The sequence below is a fragment of the Caballeronia sp. LZ024 genome (assembly GCF_031451455.1).
Taxonomy (GTDB): Bacteria; Pseudomonadota; Gammaproteobacteria; order Burkholderiales; family Burkholderiaceae; genus Caballeronia; species Caballeronia telluris.
Window position 1 is genome coordinate 541,960 of record NZ_JARUXL010000001.1, and the last position, 19,347, is coordinate 561,306.

Genomic DNA, 19,347 nt, shown 5'->3' on the forward strand with positions numbered 1-19,347 from the left:
TCTCTCAGGTCACCGCGCCGCGCTCGGCGAATTCGGGCGCGCGCCACGCTTCGGTTTCGAGCACGTCGCGCAGCACTTCCACGGCGTCCCAGACGTCGACAAAGCGCGTGTAAAGCGGCGTGAAGCCAAACCGCAGCACGTGCGGCTCGCGATAATCGCCGATCACGTTGCGTGCGATCAGCGCCTGCATCACCTCATAGCCGTGCGGATGCTCGAAGCTCGCCTGCGAACCGCGCTCGTGATGCGCGCGCGGCGTGACGAGCGTGAGCGGAAACTTCCCGCAGCGCGTCTCGACGAGCCGGATGAACAGATCGGAGAGCGCGAGCGACTTGCGGCGCAGCGTCGCCATGTCGGTTTGCAGGAAGACGTCGAGCCCGCATTCGACGAGCGCCATCGACACCACCGGCTGCGTGCCGCACAGGAAGCGGCCGATGCCGTCGTCGGGACGATAGGTCGGGCTCATCTCGAACGGTTGTCTGTGGCCCCACCAGCCGGAGAGCGGCTGCGAGAACGCGTTCTGGTGGCGCTTCGGCACCCAGACGAACGCGGGCGAACCCGGACCGCCGTTCAGGTACTTGTACGTGCAGCCGACCGCGTAATCCGCGCCGACGCCGTTCAGGTCGACCGGCACCGCGCCCGCCGAGTGCGCGAGATCCCACACGGCGAGCGCGCCCGCGCGGTGGATCAGTTGCGTGACGGCGCTCATGTCGTGCATGTAGCCGGTGCGGTAATTGACGTGGGTGATCATCGCGATGGCGGTGTCGTCGTCGATCGCGGCGGCGAGTTCCGAGGGATCGTCGACGAGGCGCAGTTCATAGCCGCGATCCAGTTGCTCGATGAGGCCCTGCGCGATGTACAGGTCGGTCGGGAAATTCGAGCGCTCCGACACGATCACGCGACGCTTCGGATCGCGCGCGTTCGCCATCTTCAACGCCGCCGACAGCACCTTGAAGAGGTTGCTCGAAATCGTATCGGTGACGACGACTTCGTCCGCGCCCGCGCCGATCAGCGGCGCGAGCTTGTTGCCGAGGCGCTTCGGCAGCGCGAACCAGCCCGCGGTGTTCCAGCTCCGGATGAGTCCTTCGCCCCATTCGCCGGCGATGACGGCGGCGGCGCGCGCGGCGGACGTTTTCGGCGGAACGCCGAGCGAGTTGCCGTCGAGGTAGATCACGTCGCGCTGGAGCGCGAACTGGTCGCGCAGGGCGTGAAGCGGGTCGTCGCGGTCGAGGGCCGCTGCATCGTCACGATGATTCATCGAAAAGTCCGGTTGGGTCATGAAAATCAGGGAAGCGGGCGCAGCACGGCGCGCACGGGGCTGGCGTCGAGCGTTGCGAACTTGAGCGGCAGCGCGATCAGTTCGTAGTCGCCGGGCGCGATCGCGTCGAGCACGAGGCCTTCGAGAATCGCCATGCGATGCGCGCGGATGCGCTTATGGGCGTCCATCGTCTTCGACGCCTGCGGGTCGAGCGAGGGCGTATCGATGCCGATCAGGCGCACGCCGCTTTTCGCCAGCAGATCGACGGTTTCCGGCGCGACCGCGCAAAAGTGCGGGTCCCAGGCGTCGAGCGGCGCGCGCTCGTAGGTGCGCAGCAGCACGCGCGGCGGGGCGTCGCCGAGAAAGCGCGCGATCTGCTCCGGCGTCACGACCGGCGCCGCGCCGATGCAGTGAATGACGCGGCACGGGCCGAGATAGGTGTCGAGCGCGACTTCGCCGATCGGCGCGCCTTCGGCGTCGTAGTGCAGCGGGGCATCGGCGTGCGCGCCGGTGTGGGGCGAAAGCGTCAGACGCCCGACGTTCACGGGCGAGCCTGCCTCCATGCGCCAGACGCGCTCGACGCCGACCGGCGTATCGCCCGGCCAGACGGGCGTTTCCGGGCGGATCGGCGGGGAAATGTCCCAGAGGATAGTCATTGCGCGGCGCCTGGCAGAATTGTGAATATGCGTCAAATCATAGTCGTCAAGCCCTGAAAAGTGCTTGCTAAATAACCACCCAAAACGGCGCGTCTTAGAACATAATTCGATGAAACGGGCCAGGAGACTAAAAAATGACTGGGTTCACGCTCGATGCAACGGATTGCCGTATTTTGGCGGTACTGCAGGAAGACGGACGGATCAGCAACCTGGATTTGGCGGAGCGCATCGCGCTGTCACCGTCGGCGTGTCTGCGCCGGATGCGTCTTCTGGAGGAAGAGGGCGTCATCGCGAGCTACCGCGCGTGTCTGGATCGCGAGCGGCTCGGCATCGAACTGGAAGCGTTCGTCCACGTCTCGATGCGCAACGACCAGGAAAACTGGCACGAGACTTTCGCGGCGGCCGTGCGGGAATGGCCGGAAGTGGTCAGCGCGTTCGTGGTGACGGGCGACACGCACTACGTGCTGCGCGTGCTCGCGCACAACCTCAAGCATTACTCGGATTTCATCCTGAGCAAGCTGTACAAGGCGCCGGGCGTCATCGACATCCGTTCGAACATCGTCCTGCAGACCATGAAGGACGAAGGCGGCGTGCCGGTCGCGCTGATCGAACAGCCGCGCCCGTAGCCGGGATCAGCCGATCGGCTTGATCGTGTGGAACGCCCCCGCCTGGAAGACCAGCGGGGCGATTTCCTTCGCGTTCTCATGCACGCCGCAGCGCTCCACTTCGCCGACGAAAATCACGTGGTCGCCTTCCTGATAGCGGCTGCGGTTGTGGCATTCGAACCAGGCAAGTGCGCCGTCGAGCACGGGCATGCCGGTGTCGCCGGCTGCGTGCGAGACGCCCGCGAAGCGGTCGCCCTTGACGGTGGCGAAGCGCTTGCACAGGTCGATCTGCGATGCCGCCAGCACATTCACCACGTAGTGACTGTTCGACTGGAACACCGGCATCGACGCCGATTTGGTCGCGAGGCTCCACAACACGAGCGGCGGATCGAGCGACACGGAATTGAACGAACTCGCGGTGATGCCGATCAACTGGCCGGAGGGCGCGCGCGTCGTGATGACCGTGACGCCCGTCGCGAACTGGCTTAGGGCGTCGCGAAACGCGGGGTGGTCGAAATTCGGGGATTTGGCGCGTTTCATCGGAGCAACTGTGTCGTGTACGACCGGACCGGCCGCTTGTCGCGCGGGAGACGGAAGGACTTTTTCTGAAGTCATGTAAGGAAAATTCGAATTGTCTGGATTCTAGCGGAATCGCCTTTGCCGCGGCTTTTGAAGTCCGCGTCGCCGGCGTGGCTTTTGAAAAGACAGTAAGCTCGCCGGCTTGAGGACTCAGTTCGCGCACCCATATAAGTCACCGATGCGCACAACCGGAGCGAACCATGACTGAACAAAACCAGCAGAATCAGCCCGCCTCGCGTGAGACGGCCGTCGTCGGCGGCGGTTGCTTCTGGTGCACGGAGGCGGTGTTTCTCGGTGTCGAGGGCGTGTTGTCGGTGGAGTCGGGCTACGCTGGCGGCCAGGTGCGCAATCCGTCCTACGAGCAGGTTTGCGACGGCAACACCGGTCACGCCGAAGTGGTGAAGGTGGAGTTCGACCCGTCGGTGATCGGTTATCGCGAGGTCCTCGAGATCTTCTTCGCGACGCACGATCCGACGCAGCTCAACCGGCAAGGCAACGATGTCGGCACCCAGTACCGGTCGGCCGTGTTCACGGAATCGGAAGAGCAGCGCAGCGTCGCGCTCGACGTGATCGACGCGCTACAGCGCGAGGACGTCTACGACGGCAAGATCGTGACCGAAGTGACGCCGCTCGACGGCAACTACTTCCCCGCCGAGGCCTACCACCAGAACTACTTCGCGCAGCATCCGAACCAGGGCTACTGCTCGTTCGTGATCGCGCCGAAGGTGGCGAAGTTCCGGCAGAAGTTCGCGAGCCGGCTCAAACGCTGATGTTCTCTTCGACGGCGCCGCGCAGCGCCGTTTTTCATGCTTCGCGCCGCTCTTCGCAAGCGAGCGCGATCGCTTCTGCCAGCTTGAAGCAAGTGAGCGGCGCCGAGCCTTCCGCCTTGTTGTTCACCGCTATCACAACAGGCTGGCCCGCGAACACATAGCGCGCGGCCAGTTCCGCCAGGTCGCGCCGGGTGTCCGGGTCTTCGTCGACGAGCTTGTCGAACGGCTCGTACTTCGACTTCGCCTGCTCGTACTTGAAGCCGCTGTGCAGGCTCCAGCGCACGATCAACGGCCCCAGTTCTTTTTCGTCCAGCAGCGCGAGCGCCTTTGCCTGGCGCCACGTTTCGGGCATGCGCGCGTGCACGCCGATGCAGTAGCGCACATTCGCGTCGCGCAGTGCGCGGATGAAGCGCGGCGTCAGCATGACCGCGTCGCGCAGTTCCACCGCGTAGCGGCTTTCGCCTTCGAGCGGCGGGAGCGCGCGCAGAAACGCGGCAAGCCGGTCGATGAACAGCGACGGCTCGACGATCATCGCATCGGGCAGCGGCGAGAACTGGAACACGAGCGCGCCGGCTTTCGCGCCGAGGCCGCCGATGCACGGCCGCACGAATTCGTCGACGGCGATTTGCGCGTTCAGGAACGCCGGGTTGTCGCCCGCGGGCACGCCGCGTTCGCCGCGCAGCACGGCGTCGGTGACGGAGGCGGGCGCTTTCACGATGAAGCGGAAACGGCCGGGCACCTGACTCGCGTAGCGCGCGTATTCCGCGAGCGAGAGCGGCGCGTAGAACGACCGGTCGATCGACAGGCATTTCAAGAGCGGATACGCGCCGTAAGCGTTCAGGCCGTCGCGGGATAACCTGGTGTTCGAGTAATCGTCGCCGTAGACGATGTCGCGCCAGCCGGGAAACGACCACGTCGACGTGCCCAGATGCACGCTGGCCGAAAGGCGCCGCGAAAGCGCGTCGAGTTCGGGCGGGACGGTCGCGGGCAGCACGCCGCGCGGCTTGCGGGGCGCGGGTTCTCGAGGCGCGGGTTCGACTGCGGCTTCAGGCGCGGCCGAGCCACCGAACAAATCGCCTTGCTCGTCGGGCGTCCCGTTCAGAGCGGCTTCTCGTACATGTAGCGGCGCGACCACGGCAGTGTCTTCGCGTTGCGGCCGGCCTTGCGGCACACGATCTGGTAGATCGACACGTCGTCGTTTTCGAACGCGTACGCGCAGCCCGCGAGATAAACGCGCCAGATGCGGAATTTTTCATCGTCGACGAGTTGCTTTGCCTGTTCCGCGTTCGACTCGAAGCGCTCCGCCCACGCGTTCAGCGTGCGCGCGTAATGACGCCGTAAGCTTTCGACGTCGATCGCCTCCAGTCCGCCGCGCTGCAGCGACTCGAGCGCGAGGCCGATGTGCGGCAGCTCGCCGTCGGGGAACACGTAGCGGTCGATGAATTCGCCGCCGCCGTAGGCGGTTTCGCCGCTGTCGGCATCCGTCGACGTGATGCCGTGGTTCATTGCGACGCCGTCGTCGGTCAGGAGATCGCAGACCTTGCGGAAATACACCGGCAGGTTCTTGCGCCCGACGTGCTCGAACATGCCGACGCTCGTGATGCGGTCGAACTGGCCGTCGACGTCGCGATAGTCCTGCAGGCGGATCTCGACCTGGCTTTCGAGGCCGGCTTCCTTCACGCGCTGAGTCGCGAGATCGAACTGGTTTTGCGACAGCGTCACGCCGACGCATTTCGCGCCGAACTTCTGCGCCGCGCGGATGACGAGCGCCCCCCAGCCGCAGCCGATATCGAGCAGACGCTGGCCGGGCTGCAACTGGATCTTGGTGAGAATGTGGTCGATCTTCTTCAACTGCGCGGTATCGATGTCTTCGTCGCCGTTCTCGAAGTACGCGCACGAGTACACCATGTTGCGGTCGAGCCAGAGGCGGTAGAAGTCGTTGGAGACGTCGTAGTGATACTGGATCGCCTTTTTGTCCGACAACTTCGAATGGGTGAAGTAGCGCCGCACGCGCGCCAGCTTGCTCGCGCTGGTGACGGTGCTCTTGGCGAGCGAGTAGCTGATGTTGATGATGTCCGACAGCTTGCCTTCGATGTCGATCTTGCCCTTCACGTAGGCTTCGCCGAGATTGTCGAGGCTAGGTTCGAGCAGGTAGGGCAGCGCGGTGGCGCTCTTCACGTGCAGCGTAACCTGCGGCGCGGCGAAACTGCCGAAGTCATGCTGCTGTCCGTCCCACAACACCAGACGCGCGGGCAGGTTGGCCCGGTCCCGAACGTCCTGCACCCACTGCGTCAGCTTCTTCTCCCAGAACATGCTTGTTTCTCCGCGCTTAGATGAAATTAAGGGAAGGCTCGCATCTTCAGTTCGTCCTGATCTTCTGCTTCTACGCTCCGTGAACGACCAACGGGCCACGCGCACCGCTACTCGCATCGTCACGGTTACGCTGCGGTGCGCATGAAACTGCATGGTCCGCGATGGACCGGGGGCGATGCAACGCGCGCGCGCTTTCGACCGGCGAAAGCCGGGTCAAGGCGCGAGCCTGACGATGCTCCAATCGCCGCCCGTGTCTTCGCGCCGGTACACGATGCGGTCGTGCAGCCGTGAAGGACGGCCTTGCCAGAATTCGATGGTGTCGGGCACGAGCCGGTAGCCGCCCCAGTGCGGGGGGCGCGGCGGGCTGTCGCCGTATTGCGCGATCACTTCGCGCTCGCGGGCTTCGAGCGCCGCACGGCTTTCGAGCACCTGACTCTGCTCCGATGCCCACGCGCCGATGCGCGATCCGAGCGGCCGCGACGCGAAGTACGCGTCGCTTTCTTCGGCGCTCGTCTTGACGACGGAGCCCTCGATGCGCACCTGGCGCTCGAGTTCGATCCAGTAGAAGAGGAGGCTCGCGGCGGAATTGGCGGCCAGCTCGCGGCCCTTGCGGCTCTCGTAATTCGTGAAGAAGACGAACCCGCGCTCGTCGACAGCCTTGATCAGCACGATGCGCGCCGACGGCCGGCCGCGTTCGTCGACGGTGGCAAGCGTCATGGTGTTCGGCTCGGGCAGTTTGGCGTCGAGCGCCTGGGCGAACCATGTCTCGAACTGGCGAACCGGATTCGGATCGACGTCGGCAGCGTCGAGCGATCCGAGGGTATAGCTCTTACGAAGATCGGCGAGAGTCGTCATGTTTTAGGCAAACGCTACAGTCGCATCAGTATAGCCAAGGCCGGACTTTCGTGCCCCGATACATCCCCATGCGACCATTGTCGCGCGCGCAAAGCCCGGCGTAAATCCAGCGTCAATGTACGAATGGCGAGCCGTCCGCCAGGCCGCGAATCGGCGCTAAGGCAGCGCTTGAGGGGGCGCTTTAGGGAGCGCTTTAGGGAGCGCGTTAAGGCAGAATACGCAATCCGATAAAAACCTGCAGATAATGCGTGACGCGCCCCGAGCGCACTGCCGCCCATGCTTCCGACCTCCCATGACCGTGCCATCCGATTCCAAGCTTGATCCCGCCGACGACACCACAGCGCAGGCCGACCGCGCACGGCGTTTCGGCGGCATCGCGCGGCTATATGGCGCACCCGCGCTCGCCGCGCTCGAACGCGCGCACGTCGCGGTGATCGGCATCGGCGGTGTCGGCTCGTGGGCGGCGGAGGCGCTTGCGCGCAGCGCCGTCGGGCGCATCACGCTGATCGACCTGGACAACGTCGCGGAAAGCAACACCAACCGGCAGATCCACGCGCTCGACGGCAACTACGGCAAGGCGAAAGTGACCGCGATGGCCGAGCGCATCCACGCGATCGATCCGGCGTGCGAAGTCCATCAGGTCGAGGATTTCGTGGAGCCGTCGAATTTCGACGCGGTGCTCGGCGGCGGCTTCGACTTCGTGATCGACGCGATCGACAGCGTGCGCACCAAGACCGCGCTGATCGCGTGGTGCGTCGAGCGCCGGCAGCCGCTCATTACCGTGGGCGGCGCGGGCGGCCAGCTCGACCCGACGCGCATCCGTATCGACGATCTCGCGCAGACGATCCAGGACCCGCTGCTCTCCAAGGTGCGCGGCCAGTTGCGCAAGCTGCACGGCTTTCCCCGCGGGCCGAAGTCGAAGTTCAAGGTGAACGCCGTCTATTCGGACGAGCCGCTGATCTACCCGGAGGCGCCCGCCTGCGATATCGGCGAAGCGTCCGAGCACTTCGAAACCGCGCCGGGCTACGTGGGACCGGTCGGTCTGAACTGCGCGGGCTTTGGATCGAGCGTCTGCGTGACGGCAAGTTTCGGGTTTGCGGCCGTCGCCTATGTCTTGCGCGATCTGGCAAAGCGGGTTTGAAAGCCCGGATAAATGAAAATCGGCCGCCTCATGAAAGGCGGCCGATTCTTTTCAAACGCGCGGATTAATAAAACTGAAAGCTTTTATTGACGTCGATTAATTGAGCGCCGCGCTCAATTTGCGCCGCCATTGCGCGACCATTTCCGGCTGATTCGCGGCGAGGTCGAAAACCGACAGCATCGTCTTGCGACCGACGTCGTCCATGAAAGCGCGGTCGCGCAGGACGATTTCGAGCAGATGTTCCAGCGCGCCGCCATAGTCGCGGCCCGCAATCAGCCGGTTCGCGAGCGCGAAGCGCGCGTCGAGATCTTCCGGATTTTTTTGCACCGCTTCGATCAGCGCGTCGGCGGGCGGCAGCGCGGCCGCGGCGTCGGCGGCGTCCAGCTCGGTCTTCAGCGCGTTGTAGCGCGCGTCGATGCCCTGCGTCGTCTTCGGCGAAAGCAGCTTGTCTTCCTCGCGCGCCTCGTCGGTGCGGCGCTCGGCGAGCAGCCACTCGATCAGGTCGAGACGCGCCTCGTCGTAGCCCGGGTCCAGCGCGAGCGCGGCCTTGATCTGGTCGATCGCGCCCGCTTTGTTGCCCGCCGCCCACATTCCGTGCGCGGCGCGGCGCTCGGCGTCGGCGCCGTCCGGGACCAGCTTGTCGAGGAACGCGCGCAACTGGCCTTCCGGCAGCACGCCGACGAACTGATCGACCGCATGGCCGTCCGCGAACGCGATGACGTGCGGAATGCTGCGCACCTGAAAGTGGCCGGCTAGCTCCTGATTCTCGTCGACGTTCACCTTCACGAGCTTCCACTTGCCCGCGCCTTCGGCTTCGAGCCGTTCAAGCATCGGCCCGAGCGTCTTGCACGGGCCGCACCACGGCGCCCAGAAATCGACGAGCACCGGCGCGAGCATCGAGGCCGCGATCACATCGTTTTCGAAAGTTGCCAGCGTCGTATCCATGATGTTCTCCTTTCCTTTGCGCTTCGATTGGCGCTCATGTTGGGGCGCGTTGCGCAGTTATCAACTCGCAGGTCTTCGAATCCGGCGCTCAGGCCTCCGGCGCCTTGTCCTCCCGGCGCGGCGGCGGCAGCGGGATGAACTCGGTTTCGCCGGGGACCTGGCCCATGCGTTGCTCGCTCCACGCGCGCTTCGCGGCTTCGATCTTCTCGCGCGAACTCGACACGAAGTTCCATTCGATGAACCGCTTGCCGTCGAGCGGCGCGCCGCCGAGCAGCATCGCGATGGCGCCGTTCGCGCTCGCGAGCGTCACGCTCGCGCCCGGCGTCAGCACCGCCATCTCGCGTTCGGCAACCGGCGTGCCGTCGATCGAAAGATCGCCTTCCACCAGATAGACGCCGCGCTCCTCGTGCTCGGTGTCGAGCGCGATCTCGCCGTCGGCGGCGAAGTGCGCGGCGACGTAGAGCGTCGGCGAGAAGGTTTTTGTCGGCGCCGTCTCGCCGAACGCGCTGCCCGCGATCACGCGCAACGTCACGCCGTCGCGCTCGATCTGCGGCAGGGTCGGGCCCGGATGATGCTCGAACGACGGCTCGACGTCCTCGCTCGCGACCGGCAGCGCGACCCACGTCTGGATGCCGTGCATCGACTGGCCGGACGCGCGTTCCTCGTCGGGCGTGCGCTCCGAATGGACGATGCCGCGCCCGGCTGTCATCCAGTTAACATCGCCGGGGACGATCTTCTGCACCGAGCCGACGCTGTCGCGATGCATGATCGCGCCGTCGAAAAGATAGGTGACGGTGGCGAGCCCGATGTGCGGATGCGGGCGCACGTCGAGGCCTTTGCCGGGCACGAGCGTTGCGGGTCCGATGTGGTCGAAGAAGATGAACGGGCCGACGGTCCGCACGGCGAGCGCAGGCAGCACGCGCCGCACGGTGAGGCCGCCGACGTCATGTTGATGCGGCTTGAGAGAGACGTGGATGGTCGAAGACATGGGAGCCGCCGCAATGAGTCCTGGAACTGCCGATTCTACTGGCCGAACCGGCGCGGCGCAGCGTTCGTCCGACGAGGGACCGTCATCGCGGTGTTCGTGGCGGAGCGTGCTGCGGGCGGAGCCGTCCTGCAAGCGGGTTTCGGTTATCGACGCAGTAACAGTGAGCAACGAGTGAGTTTCGGCAACCTTGATAGGAGTTTGAAAATGAGCAAGAGCAAGCTTTTGATCGCCATCACCGCGGGACTTTTTGCAGCAACTGGTGCGATCGCGCAGACGTCGTCGGGCAACTCGTCGAATGCGACCGCCGGGCCGACCGCATCGCCGATGCAGGACAACATGTCGTCGGGGACGTCTTCGAAGCACAAGTCGAAGCGCCATCACACCAGCAGCCACGCGCCTTCGACCGGCAAGAAGACCCCGGACCAGACGACGGCCGGCGGTGCCGCCGGCACGGAGAACGGCCAGGGTAAGTAAACGGAATCGCGATGGATGGCCGCGGCCGGGCGGCTCCATCGCGTACGTTCTCCCCACGCATTTTTACAGGCTTGCCGTAAAGTCCTCCGCTAAACTGCCCGTTTGCGCAACGAGGCCAACTACGGAGCCGGGGATGTCGCCCAAGGATTTGCTGCTTGCCTGTATCGTCATTCTCGCGTGGGGCGTGAATTTCGTCGTCATCAAGGTGGGACTGCACGGTGTCCCGCCGATGCTGCTCGGCGCGCTGCGCTTCACGCTCGCCGCCTTTCCGGCGGTGTTCTTCGTCAAGCGGCCCAAGGTGCCGCTGCGCTGGCTGTTCGCTTACGGTTTATCCATATCGCTCGGTCAGTTCGCGTTTCTCTTCTACGCGATGTACGTCGGCATGCCGGCGGGACTCGCATCGCTCGTGCTTCAGGCGCAGGCGTTCTTCACGTTGATCTTCGCCGCGATGTTCCTTCGCGAACGCATTCGGGCGGCGAATCTCGTCGGGCTCGCGATCGCGGCAGGCGGACTCGCGCTGATCGGCGCGCAGGGCGGCCACGCGATGACTTTCGCCGGCTTTGCGTTGACGATCGTCGCGTCCGCGATGTGGGGACTCGGGAATGTCGTCACGAAGCGGATGGGGAAGGTGGACCTGGTGTCGCTCGTCGTGTGGGCGAGCCTGATTCCGCCGCTGCCTTTCCTTGCGCTGTCGCTGATCTTCGAGGGACCTGAACGGATCGAGGCGAGTCTGCAATCGATTTCCGCCCTCTCGGTGTTCGCGATTGCGTATCTTGCGTTCGTCGCCACGCTGATCGGTTATAGCCTGTGGGGCAAGTTGCTTGCTCGGTATCCGGCGAGCCAGGTCGCGCCGTTCTCGCTGCTCGTGCCGATCATCGGGCTCGCTTCCGCGGCCGTTCTGCTGGGAGAGGCCTTGACGCCCGTGCAGATCGCGGGCGCGGCGCTCGTCATGGCGGGCCTCGCCGTGAACGTATTCGGCGGGTGGATCGTGCAGAGGTTTTTTGCCACGACGCCGTGAGCGAGCCGCCCCGCGCACCCGCCTGACAACTCAGGTCATACGACCCTTGGCGAGCGGCGGATTCGCCGCGAAATACCGCTTGATTCCTTTGAGAATCGCGTTCGCCATCTTCTCGCGATAGGCGTCGTCGTTGAGCCGCGCTTCCTCGTCCGGATTGCTGATGAAGGCGGTTTCGACAAGAATCGAAGGAATGTCGGGCGCTTTGAGCACCGCGAACCCCGCCTGTTCCACCGACCCCTTGTGCAGCTTGTTGATGCCGCCGATCTCGTTCAGCACGAAATTGCCATAGCGCATCGAATCGCGAATCTGCGCGGTCGTCGACATATCGAACAGCGCGCGATTCACGCTCACGTCCTGCGAGCGCACGTTGATCCCGCCGACCGAATCCGACTCGTTCTCCTTGTTCGCGAGCCAGCGCGCGGCAGCGCTCGACGCGCCATGATCCGACAGCGCGAATACCGACGAGCCCCGCGCCTCCGGCGACGTGAACGCATCGGCGTGAATCGACACGAACAGGTCCGCCTCGACTCGCCGCGCCTTCTGCACGCGCACATTGAGCGGCACGAAGAAATCGGCGTCGCGCGTCATCATCGCGCGCATGTTCGGCTGGGCGTCGATCTTCGCGCGCAGCTTCTTCGCGATGTCGAGCGCAATGTGCTTCTCGTAGGTTCCGCCGCCGCCAATCGCGCCCGGATCCTCGCCGCCATGACCCGGATCGATCGCGACGGTCAGAAGGCGCGTCGTCGCGGATTTGCCGCTTTTCTTGGGCGCGGAAAAGGCGTAGGTATCGTCGTCGCTGTCGTTCTGCGTTGCGACGGGCGGCGCGAGCGGAACGGCCGGCCTCACCGATGGTTTCGGCGCCGGCATGACCGGGGCGGCCGGGCGCGGCAGGTCGGTGTTGTCCGCGTATTTCTGGAAGAAATCGTCGGGATTGTCGGGCGCGGGCGAGCGCTGCGGCTGCGCGGGCCCGCTCAGCGTGGCGGGCGGCGGCGCGGGATTCGGATTCGACTTGTCGAACGCCTCCTGCTTGTGCTCGGACTGCGCGAGCAGTTCCATCAGCGGATCGGGCGCGACGGCCGGGTACAGGTCGAAGACGAGCCGGTACTTGTAGCTGCCGATCGGCGTCAGCGTGAAAACCTGCGGCTTCACCGAGCCCTTCAGGTCGAACACCATGCGCACGACATGCGGCTGATATTGCCCGATGCGCACGGCCTGGATCTGCGGATCGTTCGGCGTGATCTTGGAGACGAGGTCCTTCAGTTCCTGGTCGAGATCGAGGCCGTTCAGATCGACGACGAGCCGGTCCGGTCCCTGCAGCAGTTGCTGGTTGTTCGCGAGCGGCTGGTCGGATTCGATGGTGACGCGCGTGTAGTCGCGTGCCGGCCACACGCGCACGCCGAGCACGGAACTCGCGTGCGCGAGACGCGGCGCGACGAGCGCAAGCGCGATCGTCGAGACGCCCGCGCGTAGCACCTGACGGCGCTTCCAGTTGTGCGAGGCGGTGGCCGTCGATTCGATCGAATGGAACGGCTTGATCAACATCTTTCGAGACATGTCTTTCCTGTTTCGCTAAACGCCCGCGCAATCAGAACGCGGCCTTCTCCCTCGATATCCAGCGCGAACTCGAGATCGGGCACGCCGAGCAGGCCGCCCGCCTGCTGCGGCCATTCGACAAGACAGACCGCGCCGCGGTCGAAGTATTCGCGAAAGCCGGCATCCGCCCATTCGGCGGGATCGGCGAAGCGGTAGAGATCGAAGTGATAGACATCGAGCGGGCCCGCCTTCGTTTCGAGCGAATAAGGCTCGACGAGCGTGTAGGTCGGGCTGCGCACGCGTCCATGATGGCCGAGCGCGCGCAGCGTCGCGCGCACGAGCGTGGTCTTTCCCGCGCCGAGGTCGCCAGTCAACTGGACCTGCAGGCCGGCGAAACGTTCGTTATCTGAATGAGAAGCTGAAGCGTGACGGACAGCGTCGAGCGCCTGCGCGAAGCGCGAGCCGAAGGCGAGCGTCGCGTCTTCGTCCGGCAGTTCGAAGCGGCGTTCGAATAGCGCGGGGGAAAGAGGATGCGTCGATCGTGCTTGGGCTGCGGGCATTGCTCGTAAAATGTCGTGATGAACCGATTGCCGGAACACTCCACTGAAGTCGCGGCCGCGTCCGGGAACGCCGCCGACGACGTGCGCGCCTTCGATATCCGCGATGAAGCCGCGCTGGCGGAACTCGCGCAACGCATCAAGGCGTGGGGGCGCGAGCTGGGGTTCGGTGCCGTCGGCATCAGCGATGCCGACCTGACGGATGCCGAGAAAGGCCTCGCCTCATGGCTCGAAGCAGGCTATCACGGCGAAATGGATTATATGGCGAAACATGGCATGAAACGCGCAAGGCCGGCCGAGCTTGTGGCCGGCACGCGACGCGTCATCACGGCCCGCATCGCTTATTTGCCGGCTTCGACGCGCGAATCCACCGGCGACGAAAGCATCATGACAGGCGACGGCCGACGCAACGACTGGCGCGCAGTCGAGTGGTCGCGGCTTGCCGATCCGGCGGCCGCCGTCGTGTCGGTCTACGCTCGCGGACGCGATTATCACAAGGTCATGCGCAATCGGCTGCAACAACTGGCGGAGCGCATCGAGGCGGAAATCGGGCGCTTCGGCTATCGCGCGTTCACCGATTCGGCGCCGGTGCTCGAAGTCGAGCTGGCGCAGAAGGCGGGCGTCGGCTGGCGCGGCAAGCACACGCTGCTGCTCCAGCGCGACGCCGGTTCGCTCTTCTTCCTCGGCGAGATCTACGTCGACATTCCGCTGCCAACGGACGCTGAAACGCATCCGTCGAGCGCGCCCGAGCACGAAGGCGCGCACTGCGGCCAGTGCACGCGATGCATCGCGGCGTGCCCGACCGGCGCGATCGTCGCGCCGTATCGCGTGGATGCGCGGCGCTGCATTTCGTACCTGACGATCGAACTGGCGGGCAGCATCCCGGAGGATCTGCGTCCGCTGATCGGCAACCGCGTGTACGGCTGCGATGACTGCCAGCTCGTGTGTCCGTGGAACAAGTTCGCGCAGGCCGCGCCCGTCGCGGATTTCGACGTGCGCCACGGGCTCGACGAGGCGTCGCTCGTCGATCTGTTCCGCTGGAGCGCCGCCGATTTCGATGTCAGGATGCAGGGCAGCGCGATCCGGCGCATCGGGTACGAGCGGTGGTCGCGCAATATCGCGGTGGCGATGGGCAATGCGTTGCGCGCGACGCTGGACCCCGCGCGGCGCGCCGAAATCGTCGACGCGCTGCAGTCGCGCGCGGACGATGCGTCGGCGCTCGTGCGCGAGCATGTCGAGTGGGCATTGCGCGGTGCAGCGCTCGAGGAGTGATGCGATCATGTTCAACGCGATAGTCGATGCGCCTTTCGGGAAGATCGGCATCCGGACCGAAGCTTCGCTCGTGCGCGAAATCGTCTACCTGCCGGCGTCGACGGCCGGTTTCGCGCCGGATACGCCGCTCGCCCGCGAGGCCGCCGCGCAGATTCACCGTTATTTCGAAGAGGCCTCGATGCATTTCGACCTTCCGCTCGCGTCGCGCGGGACCGCGTTCCAGCGGCGCGTGTGGCACGCGATCAGCAGCATCCCGGTGGGCGAAGTCTGGACCTACGGCCAGCTCGCGCAATCGATCGGCAGCGTGCCGCGCGCGGTCGGGCAGGCGTGCGGATCGAACCCGCTGCCGATCGTGGTGCCGTGCCATCGCGTGGTGGGATCGAACGGGCTCGGCGGATTTGCGCATCACGCGGGCCAGAATTTTTTCACCGACATCAAGCGCTGGCTGCTGGCGCACGAAGGCGTCAAGATCGCATGAGCACCGAACTCACTGAAGCCACGCAGACACCGGAATTCACCGCGAGCCACGCATCGATCGATCTCTTTTGCGACGCGCTCTGGCTGGAGCACGGCCTCGCGAAGAACACGCTCGAAGCGTACCGGCGCGACCTCACGCTCTTTGGCGACTGGCTCGCGAAGACGCGCGGCGGCTCGATCGACAGCGCGACCGAAGCCGACCTGAACCGCTATATGGCCGTGCGCCGCGGCGACAAGGCGACATCCGCGAACCGGCGGCTTTCCGTGTTTCGCCGCTACTACGGCTGGGCGCTGCGCGAACACCGCGCCGCCGCCGATCCGACGCTCAAGCTACGCTCCGCGAAGCAGCCGCCGCGCTTTCCGAAGACGCTTAACGAATCGCAGGTCGAAGCGCTGCTGCACGCGCCGGACATCGAGACACCGCTCGGCCTGCGCGATCGCACGATGCTCGAACTGATGTACGCGAGCGGGCTGCGGGTGACCGAACTCGTCACGCTGAAGAGCGTCGAGATCAGCCTGAACGACGGCGTATTGCGAGTGATGGGCAAGGGCTCGAAGGAGCGGCTCGTGCCGTTCGGCGAGACGGCGCAAAGCTGGATCGAACGCTATCTGCGCGAGTCGCGCCCGGCGCTGCTCGGTGCGCGTGCCGCCGATGCGCTCTTCGTCACCGGGCGCGGCGAGGGCATGACGCGCCAGCAGTTCTGGAACATCATCAAGCGCCATGCGCTGACAGGCGGCGTGAACGCGCCGCTTTCGCCGCACACGCTGCGGCACGCGTTCGCCACGCATCTGCTCAATCACGGCGCGGACCTGCGCGTCGTGCAACTGTTGCTCGGTCACTCGGACATCTCCACGACGCAAATCTATACGCACGTCGCGCGCGAGCGGCTGAAGACGCTGCATCAGCAGCATCATCCGCGCGGCTAGGCGACCCTTTCGAACGATCGTGCCACGCGGCCCCAAGCTGGCGCAATAGACCGTTCGGCCGATGGTGGCGGGCAATCGCCGCCGCTACAATGCGCACATGTCCAAAGCGAAACACGTGTCCGAAACGCCGGCGACGCAGTTCCTGCGGCGCAACCAGGTCGAATTCGGCGAGCATCCGTATGAGTATGTCGAGCACGGCGGCACCGAGGAATCGGCGCGGCAGCTCGGCGTCGATGAACATCGCGTCGTCAAGACGCTCGTGATGGAAGACGAGCACGCGAAGCCGCTCATCGTGCTGATGCACGGCGACCGCACCGTCTCGACGAAGAACCTGGCGCGGCAGACGGGCGCAAAGCGCATCGAGCCGTGCAAGCCGGAAGTCGCGAACCGGCACAGCGGGTTTCTGGTCGGCGGCACGTCGCCGTTCGGCACGAAAAAGGCGATGCCGGTGTACGTCGAATCGAGCATCCTCGAACTCGACACGATCTACCTGAACGGCGGGCGGCGCGGCTATCTCGTGAGCATCAGGCCGTCGGTGCTGACCGATCTCTTGCGCGCGAAACCCGTGCAGTGCGCGAGCGTCGATTAAAATGCGCGCCACTTCCGCCTTTGTTGAATGAGCTGAACCCATGAACAATCTGATCGTCGCGATCGCGGCTTACCTGATCGGCTCGATTTCGTTCGCCGTCGTCGTGAGCCACGCGATGGGTCTCGCCGATCCGCGCTCGTATGGCTCCGGCAACCCCGGCGCGACCAACGTGCTGCGCACCGGCAACAAGCTCGCGGCCGTCCTGACGCTTCTCGGCGATGCGTTCAAGGGCTGGCTGCCCGTGTGGCTCGTCGTGCATTTCGGCGCGCGCTTCGGTCTCGACTCGACGGCCATCGCGCTCGCGGCCATCGCCGTGTTCCTCGGCCACCTGTACCCGGTGTTCTTCCGGTTCCAGGGCGGCAAGGGCGTGGCGACGGCGGCCGGCGTGCTGCTCGCCATTCATCCCGCGCTCGGGCTGGCGACCTTGCTGACGTGGCTCATCATCGCGTTCTTCTTCCGCTATTCGTCGCTCGCAGCGCTCGTGGCGGCGGTGTTCGCGCCGTTCTTTCAGGTGTTTCTGTTCGGGCCGAGCCGCATTTCGCTCGCGGTCGCCGCAATGAGCGCGCTTTTGATCTGGCGCCATCGCGGCAATATCAAGAAGCTGCTCAACGGGCAGGAAAGCCGCATCGGCGAGAAGAAGCGGGCTGCGCAGGCGGGGCAATAAGTACGACAAAGCCGCCCGAAGGCGGCTTTCTTTTGCGCGGCTAAAGCCTCAGTCGCGGAAATTGTTGAAGTCGAGTGGGGTGTCCGTCACGTCCTTCTTCAACATCGCGATCGTGCTTTGCAGGTCGTCGCGCTTCGTGCCGGACACACGCACCGCGTCGCCCTGAATGCTCGCCTGCACCTTGATCTTGCTGTCCTTCACAAGCTTGACGATCTTCTTCGCGAGGTCGCCCGTCACGCCCTTCTTGATCTCGACGACCTGTTTCACCTTGTCGCCGCCGATCTTCTCGATTTTCTTGTAGTCGAGAAAACGCACGTCGACGTTACGCTTCGCCATTTTGGACAGCAGCACGTCCTTCACCTGACCGAGCTTGAAGTCGTCGTCGGCGTAGAGCGTCAGTTCGCGCTCCTTCTGCTCGACGCGCGCGTCGGAACCCTTGAAGTCGAAGCGCGTGGAAATTTCCTTGTTCGACTGCTCGATCGCGTTCTTCACCTCGATCATGTTTGCTTCGCTGACGACGTCAAACGATGGCATCTGCATTCCCCTTCGTTGAGGCGAGGCGCGGAAACGCACTCGCGCACTCGCTATAATCACGGACCATCGTCATTCTACCGATGCGTCCCGCTTTGCCCAAGGACGCCTCTTCTCCGCACGCGGTTTTTCATGCTCCCGTCCCTCGTCGACCATTATTCGCTTCGTCCGCACAACACGTTCGGCTTCGACGTGAGCGCGCGTTACGCGATGAAACTCGAAAGCGAAGCGCAAGTCGCGGCGCTCGCGCGCGACGAGCGCATCGCGGGCGTGCCGCGGCTCGTACTCGGCGGCGGCAGCAACGTCGTGCTGACGCGCGATTTCGACGGCGTCGCGCTCCTGGTCGGCATTCCGGGCAAGCGCGTGATCGGCGAAGACGGCGACGCGTACCTCGTCGAGGCCGGCGCGGGCGAGAACTGGCACGACTTCGTCGCGTGGACGCTCGCTCAAGACATGCCGGGGCTCGAAAATCTCGCGCTGATCCCCGGCACGGTCGGCGCGGCGCCGATCCAGAACATCGGCGCGTATGGGCTCGAAATGGGCGAGCGCTTCGAGCGTCTGCGAGCGATCGAACTGGCGACAGGCGTTGCGCACGAATTCGACCGCGACGCGTGCGCATTCGGTTATCGCGACAGCTTTTTCAAGCGCGCCGGACGCGGGCGATTCGTGATCACGTCGGTGGTGTTCCGGCTGCCGAAAGCGTGGACGCCGCGCGCGGATTACGCGGACGTCGCGCGCGCGCTCGAAGGCTCGGGCAAGCGCGATGCGCAGGCGATCTTCGATGCGGTAGTCGCGGTGCGGCGGGCGAAACTGCCCGACTGGACCGTGCTCGGCAATGCGGGCAGTTTCTTCAAGAATCCGGTGGTGAGCGCGGGCGCGTTCGAAGCGCTTCTGGCGCGCGAACCCGGCGTGGTGTCGTACCGCCAGCCGGACGGATCGGCGAAACTCGCGGCCGGCTGGCTGATCGACCGTTGCGGCTGGAAAGGGCGCTCGATCGGCGGCGCGGTGGTGCACGACCGGCAGGCGCTCGTCCTCGTGAACCGCGGCGGCGCGACGGGGGCGCAAGTGCTGGAACTCGCGGACGCGATCAAGCGCGATGTGCTCGCGCGCTTCGATGTCGAACTGGAAGCCGAGCCGGTCTGTCTCTGAAGCGCTGTCGCAGAACGTAAAAACCCGCCGTCGCCAGCGGGTTTTTACG

22 protein-coding genes are annotated in these 19,347 nt (G+C 65.1%); 11 read left to right on the forward strand and 11 right to left on the reverse strand.

Features of this window, described 5'->3' with window-relative positions; all coding sequences use genetic code 11:
- Positions 1–4 precede the first annotated feature (4 nt).
- Positions 5–1,255 (reverse strand): kynureninase, encoded by a 1,251-nt coding sequence (kynU, locus tag QCE48_RS02600; RefSeq protein ID WP_309786281.1) that lies wholly within the window; start codon positions 1,253–1,255, stop codon positions 5–7.
- Between the two features lie 26 nt (positions 1,256–1,281).
- Positions 1,282–1,911, reverse strand: a complete 630-nt coding sequence (gene kynB / locus QCE48_RS02605; RefSeq protein WP_309786280.1) for an arylformamidase — start codon at positions 1,909–1,911, stop codon at positions 1,282–1,284.
- Between the two features lie 134 nt (positions 1,912–2,045).
- Here kynB and QCE48_RS02610 point away from each other — a divergent pair, with 134 nt between their 5' ends.
- Positions 2,046–2,537, forward strand: coding sequence for an Lrp/AsnC family transcriptional regulator (locus tag QCE48_RS02610; protein ID WP_309786279.1), 492 nt, complete (start codon positions 2,046–2,048; stop codon positions 2,535–2,537).
- Positions 2,538–2,543: 6 nt separating this feature from the next.
- Here the strand turns inward: QCE48_RS02610 and QCE48_RS02615 are convergent, their stop codons facing one another.
- The gene (locus QCE48_RS02615) at positions 2,544–3,056 is read right to left on the reverse strand and encodes a flavin reductase family protein (protein WP_309786278.1); all 513 of its coding nucleotides are present in this window, start codon (positions 3,054–3,056) and stop codon (positions 2,544–2,546) included.
- A 239-nt stretch (positions 3,057–3,295) separates the two neighbouring features.
- On the opposite strand from QCE48_RS02615, the gene msrA reads away from it, so the two are divergent.
- The gene (msrA, locus tag QCE48_RS02620) at positions 3,296–3,865 is read left to right on the forward strand and encodes a peptide-methionine (S)-S-oxide reductase MsrA (RefSeq protein ID WP_309786277.1); all 570 of its coding nucleotides are present in this window, start codon (positions 3,296–3,298) and stop codon (positions 3,863–3,865) included.
- 34 nt (positions 3,866–3,899) lie between these two features.
- Here msrA and QCE48_RS02625 read toward each other — a convergent pair whose 3' ends face one another.
- The 3 genes from QCE48_RS02625 to pdxH all read right to left on the reverse strand — a co-directional run bounded on the left by QCE48_RS02625 (position 3,900) and on the right by pdxH (position 7,033).
- Positions 3,900–4,967 carry a DUF72 domain-containing protein gene (locus QCE48_RS02625; protein WP_404983323.1) on the reverse strand — a complete coding sequence of 356 codons (1,068 nt, stop codon included), beginning with the start codon at positions 4,965–4,967 and terminating at the stop codon, positions 3,900–3,902.
- The gene (locus tag QCE48_RS02630; RefSeq protein WP_309786275.1) at positions 4,964–6,178 is read right to left on the reverse strand and encodes a cyclopropane-fatty-acyl-phospholipid synthase family protein; all 1,215 of its coding nucleotides are present in this window, start codon (positions 6,176–6,178) and stop codon (positions 4,964–4,966) included. The genes QCE48_RS02625 and QCE48_RS02630 overlap by 4 nt, the downstream gene beginning before the upstream one ends.
- Before the next feature lie 213 nt (positions 6,179–6,391).
- Positions 6,392–7,033 carry a pyridoxamine 5'-phosphate oxidase gene (pdxH, locus tag QCE48_RS02635; protein ID WP_309786274.1) on the reverse strand — a complete coding sequence of 214 codons (642 nt, stop codon included), beginning with the start codon at positions 7,031–7,033 and terminating at the stop codon, positions 6,392–6,394.
- A 292-nt stretch (positions 7,034–7,325) separates the two neighbouring features.
- On the opposite strand from pdxH, the gene QCE48_RS02640 reads away from it, so the two are divergent.
- Positions 7,326–8,174, forward strand: coding sequence for a tRNA threonylcarbamoyladenosine dehydratase (locus QCE48_RS02640; protein WP_309786273.1), 849 nt, complete (start codon positions 7,326–7,328; stop codon positions 8,172–8,174).
- A gap of 96 nt (positions 8,175–8,270) precedes the next feature.
- On the opposite strand, the gene trxA is transcribed toward QCE48_RS02640, so the two are convergent.
- Both trxA and QCE48_RS02650 read right to left on the reverse strand, forming a co-directional pair.
- Positions 8,271–9,119, reverse strand: a complete 849-nt coding sequence (trxA, locus tag QCE48_RS02645; RefSeq protein ID WP_309786272.1) for a thioredoxin — start codon at positions 9,117–9,119, stop codon at positions 8,271–8,273.
- An 88-nt stretch (positions 9,120–9,207) separates the two neighbouring features.
- A complete protein-coding gene (locus QCE48_RS02650) occupies positions 9,208–10,107 on the reverse strand; it encodes a pirin family protein (RefSeq protein ID WP_309786271.1) in 900 nt (299 codons plus the stop codon).
- A 204-nt stretch (positions 10,108–10,311) separates the two neighbouring features.
- Between QCE48_RS02650 and QCE48_RS02655 the strand changes: the two genes are divergently transcribed.
- Together QCE48_RS02655 and QCE48_RS02660 are read left to right on the forward strand one after the other, a co-directional pair.
- Positions 10,312–10,581 (forward strand): hypothetical protein, encoded by a 270-nt coding sequence (locus QCE48_RS02655; RefSeq protein ID WP_309786270.1) that lies wholly within the window; start codon positions 10,312–10,314, stop codon positions 10,579–10,581.
- Positions 10,582–10,714: 133 nt separating this feature from the next.
- Positions 10,715–11,599: an EamA family transporter gene (locus QCE48_RS02660; RefSeq protein ID WP_309786269.1), complete on the forward strand. Its 885-nt coding sequence runs from the start codon at positions 10,715–10,717 to the stop codon at positions 11,597–11,599.
- Between the two features lie 30 nt (positions 11,600–11,629).
- On the opposite strand, the gene QCE48_RS02665 is transcribed toward QCE48_RS02660, so the two are convergent.
- Both QCE48_RS02665 and tsaE read right to left on the reverse strand, forming a co-directional pair.
- A complete protein-coding gene (locus QCE48_RS02665; protein WP_309786267.1) occupies positions 11,630–13,153 on the reverse strand; it encodes an N-acetylmuramoyl-L-alanine amidase in 1,524 nt (507 codons plus the stop codon).
- Positions 13,135–13,692, reverse strand: coding sequence for a tRNA (adenosine(37)-N6)-threonylcarbamoyltransferase complex ATPase subunit type 1 TsaE (tsaE, locus tag QCE48_RS02670; RefSeq protein ID WP_309786266.1), 558 nt, complete (start codon positions 13,690–13,692; stop codon positions 13,135–13,137). Before tsaE ends, QCE48_RS02665 begins: the two co-directional genes overlap by 19 nt.
- Positions 13,693–13,710: 18 nt before the next feature.
- Here tsaE and queG point away from each other — a divergent pair, with 18 nt between their 5' ends.
- The 5 genes from queG to plsY all read left to right on the forward strand — a co-directional run bounded on the left by queG (position 13,711) and on the right by plsY (position 17,618).
- The gene (queG, locus tag QCE48_RS02675) at positions 13,711–14,961 is read left to right on the forward strand and encodes a tRNA epoxyqueuosine(34) reductase QueG (protein WP_309786265.1); all 1,251 of its coding nucleotides are present in this window, start codon (positions 13,711–13,713) and stop codon (positions 14,959–14,961) included.
- Positions 14,962–14,968: 7 nt separating this feature from the next.
- On the forward strand, positions 14,969–15,439 hold the full coding sequence (locus QCE48_RS02680) for a methylated-DNA--[protein]-cysteine S-methyltransferase (RefSeq protein ID WP_309786264.1): 471 nt from the start codon (positions 14,969–14,971) through the stop codon (positions 15,437–15,439).
- Complete coding sequence (gene xerD / locus QCE48_RS02685; RefSeq protein ID WP_309786263.1) at positions 15,436–16,365, forward strand: site-specific tyrosine recombinase XerD; 930 nt, start codon at positions 15,436–15,438, stop codon at positions 16,363–16,365. The genes QCE48_RS02680 and xerD overlap by 4 nt, the downstream gene beginning before the upstream one ends.
- A 97-nt stretch (positions 16,366–16,462) precedes the next feature.
- Entirely contained in the window at positions 16,463–16,954 is a 492-nt protein-coding gene (ybaK, locus tag QCE48_RS02690) for a Cys-tRNA(Pro) deacylase (protein ID WP_309786261.1), read from the forward strand.
- Positions 16,955–16,994: 40 nt separating this feature from the next.
- The gene (gene plsY, locus QCE48_RS02695; protein ID WP_309786260.1) at positions 16,995–17,618 is read left to right on the forward strand and encodes a glycerol-3-phosphate 1-O-acyltransferase PlsY; all 624 of its coding nucleotides are present in this window, start codon (positions 16,995–16,997) and stop codon (positions 17,616–17,618) included.
- A 48-nt stretch (positions 17,619–17,666) separates the two neighbouring features.
- Here plsY and QCE48_RS02700 read toward each other — a convergent pair whose 3' ends face one another.
- Entirely contained in the window at positions 17,667–18,152 is a 486-nt protein-coding gene (locus QCE48_RS02700) for a YajQ family cyclic di-GMP-binding protein (protein WP_309786259.1), read from the reverse strand.
- A 129-nt stretch (positions 18,153–18,281) separates the two neighbouring features.
- Here QCE48_RS02700 and murB point away from each other — a divergent pair, with 129 nt between their 5' ends.
- The gene (gene murB, locus QCE48_RS02705; RefSeq protein ID WP_309786257.1) at positions 18,282–19,298 is read left to right on the forward strand and encodes a UDP-N-acetylmuramate dehydrogenase; all 1,017 of its coding nucleotides are present in this window, start codon (positions 18,282–18,284) and stop codon (positions 19,296–19,298) included.
- Positions 19,299–19,347 lie beyond the last annotated feature (49 nt).